The 17,933-nt window shown below is 62.1% G+C and carries 16 protein-coding genes; 7 read left to right on the top strand and 9 right to left on the bottom strand.

What is annotated here, in order from left to right; translation table 11 throughout:
- The first annotated feature begins 15 nt into the window (after positions 1–15).
- Positions 16–1,353 carry a DEAD/DEAH box helicase gene (locus J3Q04_RS21780; protein WP_434562172.1) on the top strand — a complete coding sequence of 446 codons (1,338 nt, stop codon included), beginning with the start codon at positions 16–18 and terminating at the stop codon, positions 1,351–1,353.
- Between the two features lie 134 nt (positions 1,354–1,487).
- Here J3Q04_RS21780 and J3Q04_RS21775 read toward each other — a convergent pair whose 3' ends face one another.
- Together J3Q04_RS21775 and J3Q04_RS21770 are read right to left on the bottom strand one after the other, a co-directional pair.
- Positions 1,488–2,729 carry a TIGR03862 family flavoprotein gene (locus J3Q04_RS21775; protein ID WP_434609431.1) on the bottom strand — a complete coding sequence of 414 codons (1,242 nt, stop codon included), beginning with the start codon at positions 2,727–2,729 and terminating at the stop codon, positions 1,488–1,490.
- 280 nt (positions 2,730–3,009) lie between these two features.
- The gene (locus J3Q04_RS21770) at positions 3,010–3,930 is read right to left on the bottom strand and encodes a histone deacetylase family protein (RefSeq protein ID WP_434609433.1); all 921 of its coding nucleotides are present in this window, start codon (positions 3,928–3,930) and stop codon (positions 3,010–3,012) included.
- Positions 3,931–4,003: 73 nt separating this feature from the next.
- Between J3Q04_RS21770 and J3Q04_RS21765 the strand changes: the two genes are divergently transcribed.
- From J3Q04_RS21765 to J3Q04_RS21755, 3 genes are all read left to right on the top strand, one after another.
- Entirely contained in the window at positions 4,004–4,573 is a 570-nt protein-coding gene (locus tag J3Q04_RS21765) for a GNAT family N-acetyltransferase (protein ID WP_434609436.1), read from the top strand.
- A gap of 103 nt (positions 4,574–4,676) precedes the next feature.
- Positions 4,677–5,546 (top strand): acyl-CoA thioesterase II, encoded by an 870-nt coding sequence (tesB, locus tag J3Q04_RS21760; RefSeq protein ID WP_181289449.1) that lies wholly within the window; start codon positions 4,677–4,679, stop codon positions 5,544–5,546.
- A complete protein-coding gene (locus tag J3Q04_RS21755) occupies positions 5,543–6,136 on the top strand; it encodes an HAD family hydrolase (protein ID WP_434609439.1) in 594 nt (197 codons plus the stop codon). The genes tesB and J3Q04_RS21755 overlap by 4 nt, the downstream gene beginning before the upstream one ends.
- Positions 6,137–6,280: 144 nt before the next feature.
- Here the strand turns inward: J3Q04_RS21755 and J3Q04_RS21750 are convergent, their stop codons facing one another.
- Together J3Q04_RS21750 and ypfJ are read right to left on the bottom strand one after the other, a co-directional pair.
- On the bottom strand, positions 6,281–7,228 hold the full coding sequence (locus tag J3Q04_RS21750) for an alpha/beta hydrolase (protein WP_434609441.1): 948 nt from the start codon (positions 7,226–7,228) through the stop codon (positions 6,281–6,283).
- Positions 7,229–8,116, bottom strand: a complete 888-nt coding sequence (gene ypfJ / locus J3Q04_RS21745) for a KPN_02809 family neutral zinc metallopeptidase (protein WP_434609442.1) — start codon at positions 8,114–8,116, stop codon at positions 7,229–7,231. It abuts the gene before it with no gap.
- A 252-nt stretch (positions 8,117–8,368) separates the two neighbouring features.
- On the opposite strand from ypfJ, the gene J3Q04_RS21740 reads away from it, so the two are divergent.
- The gene (locus tag J3Q04_RS21740; RefSeq protein WP_249873253.1) at positions 8,369–9,247 is read left to right on the top strand and encodes a DMT family transporter; all 879 of its coding nucleotides are present in this window, start codon (positions 8,369–8,371) and stop codon (positions 9,245–9,247) included.
- Positions 9,248–9,395: 148 nt separating this feature from the next.
- Here the strand turns inward: J3Q04_RS21740 and J3Q04_RS21735 are convergent, their stop codons facing one another.
- A complete protein-coding gene (locus J3Q04_RS21735) occupies positions 9,396–10,733 on the bottom strand; it encodes an MFS transporter (RefSeq protein ID WP_434609446.1) in 1,338 nt (445 codons plus the stop codon).
- Between the two features lie 258 nt (positions 10,734–10,991).
- Here J3Q04_RS21735 and quiC point away from each other — a divergent pair, with 258 nt between their 5' ends.
- A complete protein-coding gene (gene quiC, locus J3Q04_RS21730; RefSeq protein ID WP_434609449.1) occupies positions 10,992–12,890 on the top strand; it encodes a 3-dehydroshikimate dehydratase QuiC in 1,899 nt (632 codons plus the stop codon).
- Positions 12,891–12,992: 102 nt separating this feature from the next.
- A complete protein-coding gene (locus J3Q04_RS21725) occupies positions 12,993–13,670 on the top strand; it encodes a TetR/AcrR family transcriptional regulator (RefSeq protein WP_420767292.1) in 678 nt (225 codons plus the stop codon).
- A gap of 127 nt (positions 13,671–13,797) precedes the next feature.
- On the opposite strand, the gene J3Q04_RS21720 is transcribed toward J3Q04_RS21725, so the two are convergent.
- From J3Q04_RS21720 to J3Q04_RS21705, 4 genes are all read right to left on the bottom strand, one after another.
- Complete coding sequence (locus tag J3Q04_RS21720) at positions 13,798–14,649, bottom strand: shikimate dehydrogenase (RefSeq protein ID WP_434609451.1); 852 nt, start codon at positions 14,647–14,649, stop codon at positions 13,798–13,800.
- Between the two features lie 4 nt (positions 14,650–14,653).
- Complete coding sequence (gene aroQ, locus J3Q04_RS21715; protein WP_434609453.1) at positions 14,654–15,094, bottom strand: type II 3-dehydroquinate dehydratase; 441 nt, start codon at positions 15,092–15,094, stop codon at positions 14,654–14,656.
- Positions 15,095–15,390: 296 nt separating this feature from the next.
- Complete coding sequence (gene trmA / locus J3Q04_RS21710) at positions 15,391–16,470, bottom strand: tRNA (uridine(54)-C5)-methyltransferase TrmA (RefSeq protein WP_434609455.1); 1,080 nt, start codon at positions 16,468–16,470, stop codon at positions 15,391–15,393.
- Positions 16,467–17,762, bottom strand: a complete 1,296-nt coding sequence (locus J3Q04_RS21705; RefSeq protein WP_420767288.1) for an NCS2 family permease — start codon at positions 17,760–17,762, stop codon at positions 16,467–16,469. Before J3Q04_RS21705 ends, trmA begins: the two co-directional genes overlap by 4 nt.
- Positions 17,763–17,933: the final 171 nt, after the last annotated feature.

Here is a 17,933-nt window from a genome sequence, read left to right as displayed (position 1 = left end):
TCCTACGGTACCTCCATGACTTTCGCCACCCTTGGCCTGATCGAACCCCTGCTGCGCGCCCTCGAGACGCTCGGCTACCAGACTCCGACCCCGGTCCAGGCCCAAGCCATGCCGGCCGTGCTCGCCGGGCGCGACCTGATGGCCGCGGCCCAGACCGGCACCGGCAAGACCGCCGGTTTCGCCGTGCCGCTGTTGCAGTTGCTGACCACCGAAGGGCCGAAAGTCGCCGCCAACTCGGTGCGTGCGCTGATTTTGGTGCCGACCCGCGAGCTGGCCGAGCAGGTCCACGAAAGCGTGCGCCAATATGCGCAGCACTTGCCTTTGAGCACCTACGCCGTATATGGCGGTGTCAGCATCAACCCGCAGATGATGAAGTTGCGCAAAGGTGTCGACTTGCTGGTGGCCACGCCGGGCCGCTTGCTCGATCTGTTCCGCCAGAACGCGCTGAAGTTCAACCAATTGCAAACGCTGGTGCTGGACGAAGCCGACCGCATGCTCGACCTGGGTTTCTCCGAAGAGCTGGCGAACATCTACAAGGCATTGCCGAAGAAGCGCCAGACGCTGCTGTTCTCGGCGACCTTCTCCGATGCGATCCGCCTGTTGGCCGGGCAGATGCTCAACGACCCGCTGAGCATCGAAGTGAGCCCGCGCAACGTGGCTGCCAATACCGTCAAGCAATGGGTGGTGACGGTGGACAAGAAGCGCAAGCCGGAACTGTTCATTCACCTGATGCGCAAGCACAAGTGGAAGCAGGTGCTGGTGTTCGCCAAGACCCGCAACGGCGTCGATGCGCTGGTGGAAAAACTCCAGGGCCTCGGTGTGAATGCCGACGGCATCCACGGTGACAAACCCCAGGCGACCCGCCAGCGCGCGCTGGATCGCTTCAAGGCCAGCGAAGTGCAGATACTGGTAGCCACCGACGTCGCCGCCCGTGGCTTGGACATTGAGGACTTGCCGTTGGTGGTGAACTTTGACCTGCCAATCGTGGCCGAGGACTACATCCACCGCATCGGCCGTACGGGCCGGGCAGGTGCTACGGGCCAGGCGATTTCCCTGGTCTGCGCCGATGAAGTGAACCTGCTGTCGGCCATCGAGACCCTGACCCGTCAGACATTGCCGCGCCAGATGGAACAGGATTTCGAGCCTGAACACCGCGTGCCGGAGACCGATGCCAGCGGCCAGGTCATCAAAAAACCGAAGAAGCCGAAGAAACCAAAGACCTCCGGTGGCGGCGGCAAGCGCAATCTGGGCAAGTGGGTGGACAGTGGCGACGCTGCGCCTGTGGAACCTTCGGTCAAGCCTGTGCGCAAAGTGCCGGTCTTCAACACTGGGCCGCGTAAGCGTAAGCCTTGATATTGCTGCGCCTGATATAGCGCTATCGCGAGCAAGCTCGCTCCCACAGTGGTGCTCAGGTGTTCACAGATCCTGTATGCACCACAGATCTTCTGTGGGAGCGAGCTTGCTCGCGATGGCCGGCGCCCAGGTTTTCAATCCAGGCGCTGTAACCACTCCAGCATCCCCGACCCCGCCGCCCGGCCACTGGCAAAGCACGCCGTGAGCAAATAGCCGCCGGTCGGCGCTTCCCAGTCGAGCATTTCCCCCGCGCAGAAAACGCCGGGTAATTGCTTGAGCATCAGCCGTTCGTCCAGCGCTTCGAAGGTCACGCCGCCGGCGCTGCTGATGGCTTCGTCCAGTGGACGGGTTTTCACCAGCGTGACCGGCAAGGCCTTGATCGCTTTCGCCAGCCGCGTCATGTCGGCGAAGCAATCGGCGGACGTCAGCTCGCGCAACAGCGCTGCCTTGACCCCGTCGAGCCCCAATTGACTGTGCAAGTGCTTGGCCATCGAGCGTGACCCGCGTGGTTTGTTCAAGGCCTGGAGGATTTTATCCACAGGCCGGCCTGGCAACTGGTCCAGATGAATGGTCGCGCTGCCGTGCTGGTTGATGGCCTCGCGAATCGCTGCCGACAGGGCATAAATCAAGCTGCCTTCGAGGCCGGTGGCGGTGATCACGCATTCGCCCAGGCGTGGCACATCGTCGTTGAGGCCGATGGCGATGTTCTTGAGCGGGGCACCGGCGAACTTGCCGATCATGAAGTCGCTCCAGGCGGCCACGTCGAATCCGCAATTGCTCGGTTGCAAGGGTGCCAACGCCACGCCGCGCTGTTCCAGCGACAGCATCCAGGCGCCATCGGAGCCCAGGCGCGACCAACTGCCGCCGCCCAGCGCCAACAGCGTTGCGTCGGGGAACAAGGTTTTTTCACCGTCCGGGCTGGCGATGCGCAAGCCGCCGTCGGGGCTCCAGCCAAGCCAGCGGTGGCGGGTGTGGATCACCACCCCGGCGTCCCGCAGGCGCTTGAGCCAGGCGCGCAGCAGTGGGGCGGCTTTCATGTCGGTTGGAAAGACGCGCCCCGAGCTGCCCACAAACGTGTCGATGCCCAGGCCCTGTATCCATTGGCACAACTCATCCGCGCCGAATGCCCGCAGCAGCGGGGCGATATTTGGCGAGCGTTCGCCGTAGCGGGACAGGAACGCCGGGAACGCTTCGGAGTGGGTGATGTTCATGCCGCCCACGCCCGCCAATAGAAATTTCCTGCCCACCGACGGCATGCTGTCGTACAGGTCGACCTGGACACCGGCCTGGCCCAACACCTCGGCTGCCATCAAGCCGGCGGGGCCGCCGCCGATGATGGCGATGTGTGGGGAGGAGGGCTGGGTGGTCGAGGTCATGGTGTGAACTGCGGAAACAAGGAATAGCGCGGCATTCTATCAGTACAAACTCCTGTGTGAGCGAGCCTGCTCGCGAAGCGGCGGATCAGTAACATCCATGTCGACTGACATGTCCCTATCGGGGGCAGGCTCGCTCCCACATTTGAATGTGATGCCTTCTGAATACGTGATCAAAAAACAACCACATCTACGCAAGCTATACGCGCCATAGGCTGTAAGCCGTTTCGCTCAGGTTATCCACAGGCCGCTCCACAGGCATTGTGGGTAAAGCGCCCAGATTTCAATGACAGCCTGATGACGCCCAGACCTTTTGTGCGCTGTGGTGCAGGATCCCGTGGCGCCGGGCCAGGGCCTTGCGGTCCTTGCTGTAGCCCCCGCCGATGACGCCCACTACCGGAATGTCCCGCCCCAGGCAATGGCACATGACGCTTTCGTCCCGGGCGGCGAGGCCTTCGTCGGTAAGTTTCAGGTAACCGAGGGCGTCATCCTTGTGTACGTCGACGCCGGCGTCGTACAGCACCAGGTCCGGCTGGTAGAGCGGCAGCAGATAATTGAGCGCATCGTCCACGACTTTAAGGTACGCAGCGTCTTCCATGCCCATCGGCAGTGGAATGTCCCAGTCACTCTGCGCCTTGCGTGCGGGAAAATTCTTTTCACAGTGCAGGGAAACTGTCACGGCGTCTGGAGTGTCATGGAGTATTCGAGCCGTACCGTCACCCTGGTGCACGTCGCAGTCGAAAATCAACACTCGCGAAACCCGGCCGCTGGCCAGGAAGTAGCGGCTGATCACCGCCAGGTCATTGAAAATGCAAAAGCCGGCCGGGTGGTCGTAGTGGGCGTGATGGGTGCCGCCGGCCAGATGACAGGCCAGTCCGTGTTCAAGCGCCTTTTCGGCGGCCAGGAGCGAGCCACCCACGGCGCGCACCGTTCGCCGCGCCAGGGCTTCGCTCCAGGGCAGGCCAAGTCGCCGTTGGTCTTCGCGGGACAACTCGCCGCCCATGTAGCGTTCGATATAAGCGCGGTCATGGGCCAGGGCGAGAATCTCCGGCGGGCACAGGGCGGGACGCAGCAGGTCTGTGTCCCGGGCCAGGCCGCTCTCCACCAGGTGATCGCGCAGCAGGCGGAACTTGTCCATGGGGAAGCGGTGTTCCGCTGGGAACTCGGGGCTGTAGTCTTCGTGGTAGATCAACGGTAGCGGCATGGTGTTTTCAGTGGTGGTTGAGCCACGGATCCTACCAGCGATGTAGACTCTGGGGCATGGAAAGGGAGTGAAGATGGAGCCGATACTGGAACTGGAAAGCGCACGGTTGATACTGCGGCAATGGCGCGACGATGATTTGCCCACGTTCGCGGCCATGTCTGCCGATGCGCAAGTGATGCGTTATTTTCCGGCACCCTTGAGTCGCCTGGAAAGCGCTGCGTTGATCGGCCGAGTGCGCGGGCATTTTGCAGAGCATGGTTTTGGTTTGTGGGCGTTGGAGCGCAAGGATACTGGCGCTTTCATTGGCTTCACCGGGCTGGGCGTGGTCGGATTCGACGCGCATTTTACCCCGGCGGTGGAAATCGGCTGGCGCCTGGCCCGCGAGCATTGGGGGTTCGGCTATGCCAGCGAAGCGGCGTGGACGGCGTTGCGTTGCGCCTTCGACCGCCTGGGGCTGGACGAGGTGGTGGCGTTTACCGCCACCGACAACCTGCCGTCGCAGAAGGTCATGCAGGCCATCGGCATGCACCACGACCCGGCCGATGACTTCGAACATCCAAAGCTCGCGGTCGGTCATCCATTGCGTCACCATGTGCTCTATCGCATTGACCGAGAGCAGTGGTTGCAGACTCTGCACGGTTAGCCGACACGGACGTTACAATGCCCACCAAAATGGCCCGGGCCACTATCGATCCGCCGCCGCAGCGTAGACTGCGCGGTTTTTGCGCTGTGTGAGGAAAGTCTGAATGAGCCACGTGTTGGAAGATCTGGTCGACCTGCTGACCCTGGAACCGATCGAAGAGAACCTGTTTCGCGGTCGTAGCCAGGACCTGGGGTTTCGCCAGTTGTTCGGCGGCCAGGTATTGGGCCAGTCGTTGTCGGCGGCCAGCCAGACCGTGGAAGAGGCGCGCCACGTGCATTCGATGCATGGTTATTTTCTGCGTCCGGGCGATGCGGCCCTGCCGGTGGTCTATCAGGTAGACCGCGTACGGGACGGCGGCAGTTTCAGTACCCGGCGGGTCACGGCGATTCAAAAGGGCAATCCGATCTTCACCTGCAGCGCATCGTTCCAATATGACGAGCAGGGTTTCGAGCACCAGAGCACCATGCCGCAAGTCGTCGGGCCGGAGAACCTGCCGTCCGAGCTGGAGCTGACCCAGCAGCGCGCCCATCTGCTGCCCGAGCACATGCGCGAAAAACTGCTTTGCCCCAAGCCGATCGAGGTGCGTCCGGTCACCGAAAAAGACCCTTACAACCCGCAACCGGCCGATCCGGTCAAATACGTGTGGTTCCGTGCCGATGGCGCCTTGGCGGACATCCCGGCCCTGCACAAATACCTGCTGGCCTACGCGTCGGATTTCGGCCTGTTGACCACCTCGCTGCTGCCCCACGGCAAGTCGGTGTGGCACAAGGATATGCAGGTCGCCAGTCTTGACCACGCGTTGTGGTTCCATGCCGACCTGCGCGCCGATGACTGGTTGCTCTATGCCATGGACAGCCCGTGGGCCGGAAATTCCCGTGGATTCTCCCGAGGCAGCGTGTTCAACCGCGCCGGGCAGTTGGTGGCATCGGTGACCCAGGAAGGCCTGATCCGCCATCGCAAGGACTGGGCATGAGGCTGTCCGATGTGCGCCATTGGGTGTTCGACATGGATGGCACGCTGACCATTGCCGTGCATGATTTCGCCGCGATCCGCGTCGCCCTGGCGATTCCGGCCGAAGACGACATCCTTACGCACCTGGCGGCATTGCCCGCGGAAGAAGCCGCCGCCAAGCACGCCTGGTTGCTGGAGCACGAGCGGGACCTGGCGCTGGGCTCCAAGCCCGCGCCGGGGGCGGTCGAATTGGTGCGTGAGCTGGCCGGGCGTGGGTACCGCCTGGGCATCCTGACCCGCAATGCCCGCGAGCTGGCCCATATCACCCTCGAAGCCATCGGCCTGGCTGACTGTTTTGCGGTGCAAGACGTGCTGGGCCGCGACGAGGCACCGCCCAAACCGCACCCCGGTGGCCTGTTGAAACTGGCCGAGGCGTGGGAAGTGGCGCCCGGCTCGATGGTGATGGTGGGGGATTACCGCTTTGACCTGGACTGCGGCCGGGCAGCGGGGGCGCGGACGGTGTTGGTGAACCTGCCGGACAATCCCTGGCCTGAATTGACGGACTGGCATGCGCGGGATTGCGAGGAGTTGCGGCGGATGTTGTCGGCTTGAGAGGTCGGTTGGCTGATTGATCGTCATCGCGAGCAAGCTCGCTCCCACAAGGAGATTTCCGTCGAGCGCAAGATTTGTGTCTGCACCAGGCCCACTGTGGGAGCGAGCTTGCTCGCGATGAGGCCCGATACGCCGCCACAAGACTTACTGCCCAAACAATACTTGTAGCCCCTCCGGCGAGTTGAACATCCCATCCCCATCATGCCCAACCCCTGGCACTTCGATCAGCCGCTGATTGAATCCTTGCGGATGGCGCCGCGTCAGGTAGTCGAAAAAGAAATGCCCGCGCAGTAAGCGATACGCCCCTTGGGTCTGAGCCTCGCAGCCTTTGTCCAGCGCCGGATGCTCCGGGTCGATGTCCTGTTGTCCCAGCAAATAAGTGATGTCGCGCTTGATGTAGTGATCTTCGAGCTGCGTGGCGGTTTGTCCGGACGCATAGGCGGGCAGGTACTCCAAGCCATATTTCCAGCGATTGAAAGCCGGGCAACTGGCCGGGTCGAACGCCATGGGCCGTTGCGCGTCAAGATAGGCATACGACGATGGATTGGCGATGACGAACCGAGGCGCGATGCGATACGTGCCGTGGGCGAGCAGGGCGTAGCGCTGCACCACCTGGGCGCCACCGGAATGGCCGGCGATGACGATTTCCTTCACTTCTGGAAACTGCTGTCGGTCGCTGACCCGCGCCACGATGTCGTCCAGCACTTGAAATGAACTGACCGGATTCGGTCCGATGGACAAGCCGCCCGCCATCCAGTCGTTGCCTTGCCAGCGCAGAAGGTCGGCGGGCAACTGATGACGTGCCGCATCCAGTTCGTTGAGAAACTGCGGGGCGATGATCAACGTCGTGGTCGATTGACCGGCCTGCGCGGCGGCCTTTTCACCGCTGTGAAGGTAGGTGTCGGCATTGCGCAGCCGACCGTGAAGGATGATCAACACCCGCTCGATCGAAGCCGGCGGCGGGCTCACGGCAACGGCCATGATCCCGCCCTTGAGCAGCAGGCGCCCCTGGGCGACCGCCTGGACGCCGTGTTCCTCGGCCTGGGCAACGGCGCAACAGAGCACCAGCCCGATCAACGCCGCCCACTTCATCTACAGGTTTTTCGCTGCGAAGGTGTCGCACTGGCTGACCTGGCCCTGGGCGAAACCGGTCTTGAACCAGCGCACCCGCTGGGCCGAAGTGCCGTGGGTGAAGGAGTCCGGCACAACGCGGCCCTGGCCTTGCTGCTGGAGGCGGTCGTCGCCGATGGCATTGGCGGCGGTCAAGGCTTCCTCGATGTCCCCTGGCTCAAGCCAGTTGAGGCGTTTCTGCGCGTGATTGGCCCAGACGCCGGCCAGGCAATCGGCCTGCAATTCCTGGCGCACCAGCAAACCGCCGTCGCCTTCCATTTGCCGGCCTTGCTGGCGCGCCTCCTGGATTTTCGCCGACACGCCGAGCAGGGTCTGCACGTGGTGGCCGACCTCGTGGGCGATGACGTAGGCTTGGGCGAAGTCCCCGGCGGCGGAGAAACGCTGGGACATTTCATGGAAGAAACTCATATCCAGGTAGACCTGTCGGTCTGCCGGGCAATAGAATGGTCCGGTGGCCGAGGATGCCAGGCCGCATGCAGAATTGACCCGACCGCTGAACAACACCAGCTTCGGTTGCTGGTACTGGCGCCCGGCCTGCTGGAAGACCTGGCCCCATGTGTCCTCGGTATCACCCAAAATCGAGCGCACGAATTCCGCCTGCTCATCGTTGGCCGGTGGCGCCTGGCGGGATCGCGAAGAGGTGGGCGCGGAACCTTGTTCCATCTGCCCGGTGAGTTGTCCGAGAATCTGCATCGGGTCCTGGCCGGTGATCCAGCCGATGCCGACGATGAGGATGATGGCCGTCAGGCTCAGCCCCTTGCCACCGCCGAAACGCATCCCGCCGCCGCCCCCACCGTCACCCCGGGCATCCACCACGTTGTCACTGCGGCGACCTTTTTTCCATAACATGTGGGAAATCCTCTGAATGGCCCTGCGAAGAAATGACTGCCGTGGCGATGAGTCTAGCCTTCAGGCGTTCAAGGCGCGCGTCGCGCTTGAGCAGTCAGGCAACCGCCGGGGATTTTGGTTCATCGGCGAGCCGATCCTGTCCGGCTGTGGATTTTTCATTACACTTGGGATCCAGAACTTATCGGAACCCTCGCTGGCCCAATAACTGCACTGTGCGTCCGGCCTCAATATCAAGCAATGCAGGTTTCCTTCATGACCATCAGCACTCCGCTCTCCGGCGTCAATCAGGCTTTCAAGGGCATCGTGCTTATTCTGGTCGCAACGTTTTTGTTCTCCAGTCACGATGCGTTGTCCAAATATCTCTCGGGTTTCTATCCCATCATCATGGTGGTATGGGCCCGTTACGTGGTGCACACCTTGTTGATGGCGGGTATTTTCCTGCCACGTTCGGGGTTGCGGGTGCTGCGTACCAAGCGCCCGTTGTGGCAGGTTGCCCGGGCTTTATGCCTGTTAGGCACCAGTTTGTTTTTTACCACCTCGCTGATGTTCATCCCATTGGCGGAGGCGACGGCGGTCAACTTCCTCGCCCCCGTGCTGGTCACGGCATTGTCGGTACCGCTGCTGGGCGAGCATGTGACACGTGGTCAGTGGATCGCGGTGATCTTCGGTTTCATCGGGGTGTTGATCATTGTTCACCCCGGTGGCGATTTGTTCACGCCGGCGGTGTTGTTGCCGTTCTGTTCGGCGCTGTTCTTCTGCTTCTATCAACTGCTCACGCGCAAACTCGCCGAGATAGACAGCCCCACCACCAGCAATTTTTTCGCCGGACTGTGCAATACGCTAGTGATGAGCGCCTTGGTGCCGTTCTTCTGGCAGGTGCCGAGCGTGACCCACGGCTTGATGATGTTGGCGCTGGGGGCGTGCGGGATGACCGCGCATTTGATGCTGACCCAGGCTTTCCGCTTCGCCGCCCCGGCGCTGCTTGCGCCGTTCGGGTATTGCCAGATCATCTTTGCCGGGCTGCTGGGCTGGTTGTTTTTCAGCCATACGCCGACGCTGACGACGGTGGTGGGTATTACGCTGATCTGCTTGAGCGGGTTGGCGGCGGCGTGGCAACAGCGGCGCAGATAACGGGCTGCACACACCCCTGAGGGTTGGCGCTGACGTTTGTGGCGAGGGAGCTTGCTGCCGCTGGGCTGCGAAGCGGCCCTCGCTTTTTTGCGATCGCTGCGCAATCGAGCGGGAGCAAGCTCCCTCGCCACGGGGCGTTATAGCCCCATCAATTTTCCAGGGTAGGCACCTTGCGCGGCGCCATGAAGTACATCCAGGCCAGCGCGATGAAGTACATCGCCGGGATCAGGGTGAACAGCACGGTGTAGTTGTTGTTAGTGATGGTGAGGATGTGCCCCACCAACTGAGTCATGAACATCCCGCCGATGGCCGCGCACATGCCGCCGAAGCCGAACACCGTGCTCATCATGTGCTTGGGCGTGTAGTCCATGACCAGGCTCCAGATGTTCGCGGTCCAGGCCTGGTGCGCGCCGATGGCCAGGGAAATCGCAAGTACCGCCACCCACAAACTGCTGGAGCCGGCCGCCATGATCACCCCGACAATGCAGCAAGCGAACAGCAGCATGGACATCAGTCGCGCCTTGATCGGATTGACCCCGCGGCCGATCAGGAATGACGACAGGATCCCCCCGCCGACACTGCCAAAATCGGCGGTCAGGTAAATGATGATCAATGGGATGCCCATCTGGGTCACGTTGATGCCCAGGTTGTATTGCTGGTTCAGGAACGGCGGCAGCCAGTAAAGGTAGAACCAGAACACCGGCGCGGTGATCGAGTAGGCCAGGGCGAATGCCCAGGTGCCGCGCATGCGCAGGATGCGGGAGAACGGAACACTTACCGGGTCCGGTTCTTCCTGGGCCTGGATGTAGTCCAGTTCCGACTGCTTCACGCTCGGGTGGTCTTCGGGGTTGAAGTATTTCAGGCCCCAGAACACCAGCCAGATACCGCCCAGGGCCGCCATGCACAGGAACGCGGCCTGCCAGCCCCAGACGTGCAGGATCAGCGGCAGGAGCATTGGGGTGAACATCGCGCCGACGTTGGTCCCGGCATTGAAGATGCCGGTGGCCACGGCGCGTTCGCCCGCCGGGAACCACAACCGCGTGGTTTTCACGCAGGCCGGGTAGTTGGCGGCTTCGGTCAGGCCAAGGATGAAGCGGCAGACCATGAAGCCCACCGCCGAGGTAGCCAAGCCGTGGGCGCCGGTCGCCAGGCTCCAGAGCAGCACGGCGCAGAAGAACACGCGCTTGACGCCGATTTTGTCGATCAACCGCCCTTGCAGCACGAAACCGACCGCGTAACCGACCTGGAACCAGAAATTGATATTGGCGTAGTCCATCGCCGTCCAGCTCATCTCCTTCGCCAGGATCGGCTGCATGACTCCGAGGGCGGCGCGGTCGATGTAGTTCAGGGTCGTGGCGAAAAATACCAGGGCGAGCATGCCCCAACGGGTCTTGCCCACGGCCATCGCGCCACGGATCTTGTCGCCGATGCCACCGCTGGCGACAACCGGGCCGTGGGCCAGGCGGGAACTTTGGGAAGGAATCATAGGGTCACCCGTTCTTGAAATTCTTATGGTGTGGTCTGGGTCTGCATTGAGGCTTGGCAACAATGTGATGTCGATGGTGGGCAGTGGACAAAAAATCGTCAATTCGCTGATCGGGCATAGTGTTCGATAATCGCCCAAAAAACTAACCGGATGGTACATATTAAATTGCCCAAAGAAACCGGCAGCTCAATAATCCCCCGACTCTTTTAAAAAGCGGCGCATTTTTTGTAGCCGACGCCAGTCCCGGGAGCCGAAGTCATGCAGCGTTCCATTGCCACTGTTTCCTTGAGCGGTACCCTGCCGGAAAAACTCGAAGCCATTGCCGCCGCCGGTTTTGACGGTGTGGAGATTTTCGAGAACGATCTCCTTTACTACGACGGCAGCCCTCGGGAAATCAGGCAGATGTGCGCCGACCTGGGCATTGCCATCACGCTGTTCCAACCCTTTCGAGATTTTGAAGGGTGCCGCCGGGATCGCCTGGCGCGCAACCTGGAGCGAGCCGAGCGTAAGTTCGACTTGATGCAGGAGTTGGGCACCGACCTGGTGCTGGTGTGCAGCAATGCTTCGGCCGACAGCGTCGGCGACGAACGGATACTGATCGATGACCTGCGGCTGCTGGCCGAGCGGGCCGGCGCCCGAGGCTTGCGCATCGGTTATGAAGCGTTGGCCTGGGGCCGGCACGTCAATACCTATCAACAGGTCTGGGACATCGTCCGCCAAGCCGATCACCCGAACCTGGGCGTGCTGCTCGACAGTTTCCATACCTTGTCGCTCAAGGGCGACCCCAGCGCCATCGCCGAGATTCCAGGCGAGAAAATCTTCTTCGTGCAAATGGCCGATGCGCCGATCCTGGCGATGGACGTCCTGGAATGGAGCCGGCACTTCCGTTGTTTCCCGGGTCAGGGCGAATTCGATTTGCCGGGATTCCTCGCGCCGATCATCAAGAGCGGCTATACCGGGCCGCTGTCGCTGGAAATCTTCAACGACGGCTTTCGCGCCGCGCCGCCCAGGGCCAATGCAGCCGATGGGTTGCGTTCACTGCTGTACCTGGAAGAGAAGACGCGCCAGCGCCTGGCCGAGGAAGCGCCCGCGCAGACGCCTGAAATTCTGTTCGAGACCCCTGCGGCCAGCGAATACAACGGCATCGAGTTCCTTGAATTTGCCGTGGACGACAATCTCGGCGCCAAGCTCGCCCATTGGCTGGAGCGCCTGGGCTTCGTCAAGGCCGGCCAGCATCGCTCCAAGAACGTCAGCCTGTTGCGCCAGGGCGATATCAACCTGATCCTCAATTGCGAGCCGTATTCCTTCGCCCATAGTTTTTTCGAGGCCCACGGCCCTTCGCTGTGCGCCATGGCGGTACGCGTCAAGGACAGCACCAGCGCCCTGAAACGGGCCGTGGCCTACAAGGGCCAGCCGTATCGCGGGCTCGTCGGGCCCAATGAACTGGAGCTGGCGGCGGTACGCGCGCCGGACAGCAGCCTGATCTACCTGGTGGATCAGGACGCCGACGTCTACGGCACCGACTTCAATCTGCAGCCCGCTGCCGCCATCGGCGCCGGGCTCAAGCGCATCGACCACATGGCGATGGCGCTGCCGGCCGACAGCCTCGACAGCTGGGTGCTGTTCTACAAGAGCCTGCTGGACTTCGAGGCCGACGACGAAGTGGTACTGCCGGACCCGTATGGCCTGGTGAAAAGCCGTGCGCTGCGCAGCCGCTGCAGCTCGATTCGCTTGCCGTTGAACATTTCCGAGAACCGCAACACCGCAATCTCACATGCGCTGTCGAGTTATCGCGGTTCCGGCGTGCATCACATCGCCTTCGATTGCGATGACATCTTTGCCCAGGTCAGTTGTGCCAAGGAGGCCGGGGTGCCGTTGCTGGACATCCCCCTCAATTACTACGACGACCTGGCGGCGCGTTTCGATTTCGACGATGAGTTCCTCAGCGAGCTGGCATACTTCAACGTGCTGTACGACCGGGATGCCCAGGGTGGCGAGCTGTTTCATGTCTATACCGAGCCGTTCGAAGGGCGTTTCTTCTTCGAAATCATCCAGCGCAAGAACGGTTACGCGGGGTACGGCGCCGCCAACGTCGCGGTGCGCCTGGCGGCCATGGCCAAGTCCCGCAGTGGCGGCGTGCGGCACGCCAAGTTGTAGGGAAATCGTAACGAGGGCGGTAAAGGGCAGTGCCTTGGCTTCCTTCACTGCCCGGTGCGGCCCATAATCGCCAACCTGTGCAGTGACGGCCGTGAGCCCGCAATGACTATGAATCCAGAGCTTTCCGCAGCCCTCGACGAACCTGTCGCCGCGCCGCGCAAGAGTCGCAAGAACAACCCGGAGAAAACCCGGGAGAACATTCTCCAGGAAGCCATCGTCGAGTTTGTCCAGCAAGGCCTGGCGGGCGCTCGGGTCGACGCTATCGCCGAGCGCATCCACACCTCCAAGCGCATGATCTATTACTACTTCGGCAGCAAGGAACAGCTGTACGTGGAGGTGCTGGAGAAACTCTATGGCGATATCCGCACCACCGAAAGCCGCCTGCATCTGGCAGAGCTGGCGCCAGTCGAGGCGATCCGGCGCCTGGTGGAATTCACCTTCGATCACCACGACCGCAACGTGGATTTCGTGCGTATCGTCTGCATTGAAAACATCCACAACGCCGAGTACGTGAAACAGTCTGGTGCAATCAAGGCGATGACCAATACCATCCTCGACTCCCTGGGCGTGATCCTGCGTCGCGGCGCCGAAGAAGGGGTGTTCCGCGCCGGCCTGGAACCGCTGGATGTACATTTGCTGATCAGTTCGTTCTGCTTCTACCGGGTGTCGAACCGCCAGACGTTTGGTGAGATCTTTCAGATCGACTTGTCGGACGAAGCGGTCAAGCAGCGACACCGACAGATGGTGTGTGAGTCGGTGCTGAGATATCTGCAAGCCTGACCGTGAACCTAACGCATACCTTGTGGGAGCGAGCCTGCTCGCGAAGGCGGTGTGTCAGTCACGAATTCGCTTACTGACACACCGCTTTCGCGAGCAGGCTCGCTCCCACAGGGATTTTGGCTTGGCTTCAGGGATTCATGCTCTGAAAATGCGCCAGCATCCGCCCCGCATCCGGCGCCACGCCGCTGAACAGTTCGAACGCCTTCACCGCCTGGAACACCGCCATGGTGCCGCCGTCCAGTGTGCGGCAGCCGAGCGCGCGGGCGTTGCGCAGCAGTTCGGTTTCCAGCGGGAAATACACAATCTCCGCCACCCACAGGTCGCCCCGCAACAACTCGACCGGCACCGGCATGCCCGGCAGTTTTGCCATGCCCATGGGCGTGGTGTTCACCAAGCCGTCGGCTTCGGCCATGGCAGCGGGAAGGTCATGCCCGGCACGGGCGCGACCGGCGCCGAAGTGTTGGTTCAGGTTGTTGGCCAATGCCTCGGCACGGCTGACCTCGACATCAAAAATGCTCAGCGTCTCCACGCCCTCCACCAATAAGGCGTGGGCCACCGCTGCGCCAGCGCCGCCAGCGCCCATCTGGACCACGCGGTTGCGCGCGACATCGCCCAGGCCTCGACGAAAACCTTCGGCGAAACCCAGGCAGTCGGTGTTATGGCCGATGCGCTTGCCGTCCTTGAGCACCACGGTGTTCACCGCGCCGATTCCCCGCGCTTCCGCCGAAAGGTCATCCAACAGAGGGATGACCGCCTGCTTGCAAGGAAAGGTGATGTTCAGGCCGGTGAAATCCATGCGTTCGGCGGCCATCAGCAAGTCGGGCAGGGCGCTGCTGTCGAGTTTCAGCGCGTCGAGATCGATCAGTCGATACAGGTAACGCATGCCTTGGGCATCGCCTTCGCGCTCGTGCAGCGCTGGCGTGCGAGACGCCTGGATACCCGCGCCGATCAGGCCGGCCAGTACAGTGACGTTCGGCATGCGCTCAACCCTTCAACCGATGACTGAAATGTTCGAGGGCCAGGCGATAACCATGGCTGCCAAACCCGCACATCACGCCGATGGCGACGGATGAGACGAAGGAGTGGTGGCGAAACGTCTCGCGGGCGTGGACGTTGGAAAGATGGACTTCGATGACCGGCACTTCGCTCGCCACCAGGGCATCGCGGATCGCCACGGAGGTGTGGGTCCAGGCCGCCGGGTTGATGACGATACCGCCGCACCGGCCTCGGGCGTCGTGAATCCAGTCGATCAATTCACCCTCCTGGTTGGTCTGGCGAAATTCCACGGTCAGGCCGAACTCCTCGGCGGCGCGGCCGCACAGCGCGGAAATATCGGCCAGGGTTTCGTGGCCATAGGTCGCCGGCTCGCGGGTGCCGAGCAGGTTCAGGTTCGGGCCGTTGAGCACCAGAACGATCGGAGGCATCGCACAATCTCCACATTTTTATTGTTGGTCTCGGCGGGTTTCAGCCGGTGGAGATAAATTGTACTAGATGGTTAATTTGGTCAAATAAAGCAGCGGTTGTCGGGCAATAAGTGTTCGATGATCGAACATTGCCGGCCGAAAGGTGAGGGAGAGCAATTGTGGCGAGGGGATTTATCCCCGCTCGAGTGCGCAGCACTCGCAAGAGGCCAGACAAGACAGAGCAGAGGGCCGCTTCGCAGCCCAGCGGGGATAAATCCCCTCGCCACAGGGTAATCCTTCACCCCGAAAGGGAGGACTCAGCGCCGCGTCAACAACACCCCGGATTCCATGTGGTGGGTCCAAGGGAATTGATCGAACAACGCGCAGCACGTGATGCGGTGGGTATCGTTCAGTTGCGCGATGTTCGCGGCGAGGGTTTCGGGGTTGCAAGAGATGTAGAGGATGTTGTCGAAGCGCCGGGTCAGCTCGCAGGTGTCCGGGTCCATGCCGGCGCGAGGCGGGTCGACGAAGACGCTGCCGAATTCGTAGCTTTTCAGGTCGATGCCCTGCAGGCGCCGGAACGGCCGAACTTCGTTCAGGGCTTCGGTCAGCTCTTCAGCGGACAGGCGCACCAGCGTGACATTGTCTACCGCATTCTCGCTGAGGTTGCTCAGTGCGGCGTTGACCGAAGTCTTGCTGATCTCAGTGGCGAGCACTTTGCGCACACGGGTTGCCAGCGGCAAAGTGAAGTTGCCGTTGCCGCAGTACAACTCCAGCAGGTCGTCATTGCGATCGCCCAGGGCTTCATAAGCCCAGTTGAGCATCTTCTGGTTCACCGTGCCGTTGGGCTGGGTGAAGGCGCCTTCGGGTTGGCGGTAGCTGAAGGTGCGGCCGCCCACGTGGAGTTTCTCCACCACGTAGTCGTGGCCGATCACTTCGCGTTTGCCCTTGGAGCGGCCGATGATGCTTACGCCAAGCTCGGCCGCCAGTTTCGAAGCTGCGGCGTGCCAGTGTTCATCCAGCGGACGGTGGTAACACAGGGTGATCATCGCGTCGCCGGCCAGGGTGGTCAGGAACTCCACCTGGAACAGCTTGTGGCTCAACGGCGCGCTGGCTTGCCAGGCGGCCTTGAGCTGCGGCATCAATTGGTTGATGCGCAGGCTGGCGATGGGGAACGCTTCGATGAGGATCGGCGTGCGCTTGTCTTCCTGGGAAAACATCGCGTAATGGCGTTCGCCGGCCTCGCGCCACAGGCGGAATTCGGCTCGCAGGCGGAAGTTCTGTAGCGGAGAGTCGAACACCTCGGGCTCGGGGGCATCGAACGGAGCCAGCAGGTCGCGCAGGCGCACGACCTTGTCTTGCAGCTGGGTGGCGTAGGCCTGGGAATCAAAAGTCATGCGTTGAACCAACCCAACTTGATAACGAACAGGATCGAAAGGATGACCAGCGCCGGGTTCAGCTCACGGCCGCGGCCGGACACCAGTTTGATGGCGGTCCAGGCGATGAAGCCGAAGGCGATGCCGTTGGCGATGGAATAGGTGAACGGCATCGCCAGGGCAGTGATCACCACCGGAGCGGCAACGGTAACGTCGTCCCAGTCAATTTCCGCCAGGCCGGAGGTCATCAATACCGCGACGAACAGCAAGGCCGGCGCGGTGGCGAAGGCCGGGACGCTGGCGGCCAACGGTGAGAAGAACAGCGCCAGCAGGAACAGGATCGCGACCACGATCGCCGTAAGGCCGGTGCGGCCGCCGGCGCTGACGCCCGCCGCCGATTCGATGTAGCTGGTGGTCGTCGAAGTGCCTAGCAGCGAACCGGCCATGGCGGCGGTGCTGTCGGCAATCAGCGCACGGCCCATTTTCGGCATGTGGCCGTCCTTGCCCATCAGCCCGGCGCGCTTGGCGACGCCGATCAGGGTGCCGGAGTTATCGAACAGATCCACGAACAGGAACGCGAAGATCACGCTCACCAGGCCGATGTCCAGGGCGCCCTTGATGTCCAGCTGCAGGAAGGTCGGGGCCAGGGATGGCGGCGCGGAAATGATGCCGCCAAAGGGCGTGAAGCCCATCAGGATCGAGACGATGGTGACCGCCAGGATGCCGATCAGTACCGCGCCGCGCACTTTAAGCGCCTCCAGAGCGACAATCAGTACAAAGCCCAGGGTTGCCAGGATCGGCGCCGGTTGCTTCAGGTCGCCGAGGCCGACCATGGTCGCTGGGTTTTTCACCACGATGCCGGCGTTGTTCAGGGCGATCAACGCCAGGAACAGGCCGATACCGGCGGCGATGGCCGAGCGCAGCGGCAGCGGGATGCTGTTGATGATCCATTCCCGGATGCGGAAGATCGATAGCAGAAAGAACAGCACGGCGGAGACGAACACCGCCCCCAGCGCCACTTGCCAGGTATGGCCCATGTGCAGGACCACGGTGTAGGTGAAGAAGGCGTTCAGGCCCATGCCCGGCGCGAGGGCGATCGGGTAGTTGGCGATCAGGCCCATGACTGTGGAACCAATGGCCGCCGCCAGACAGGTGGCGACGAATACCGCGCCCTTGTCCATGCCGGTTTCGCCGAGGATGCTCGGGTTGACGAACAGAATGTAGGCCATGGCCAGGAACGTCGTGACGCCCGCCAGGATCTCAGTCCGCACGTTGGTATTGTGTGCCTTGAGTTGAAACAGCCTTTCCAGCATGTCTGCTCCCCGTGGCGCGCGCGGCGCCGTGAATGTATCGACCTCAACAGCAAAGCACAGGTCGCCAGGGGCGCCGGGATTTTCTGCGGGTCGGAAAAAGCCGCGCATCATAGCAGCGCGGCGATGTGGCTGCGATCCTCGGTGTGCGTCGCATAAGTGTGCGCAGGCAAA

The organism is Pseudomonas sp. D4-21, from assembly GCF_051132125.1.
In the GTDB taxonomy this organism is placed as follows: Bacteria; Pseudomonadota; Gammaproteobacteria; order Pseudomonadales; family Pseudomonadaceae; genus Aquipseudomonas.
Note: the sequence above shows the minus strand (reverse complement) of the source record. Positions and strands in the feature narration are given on the sequence as shown.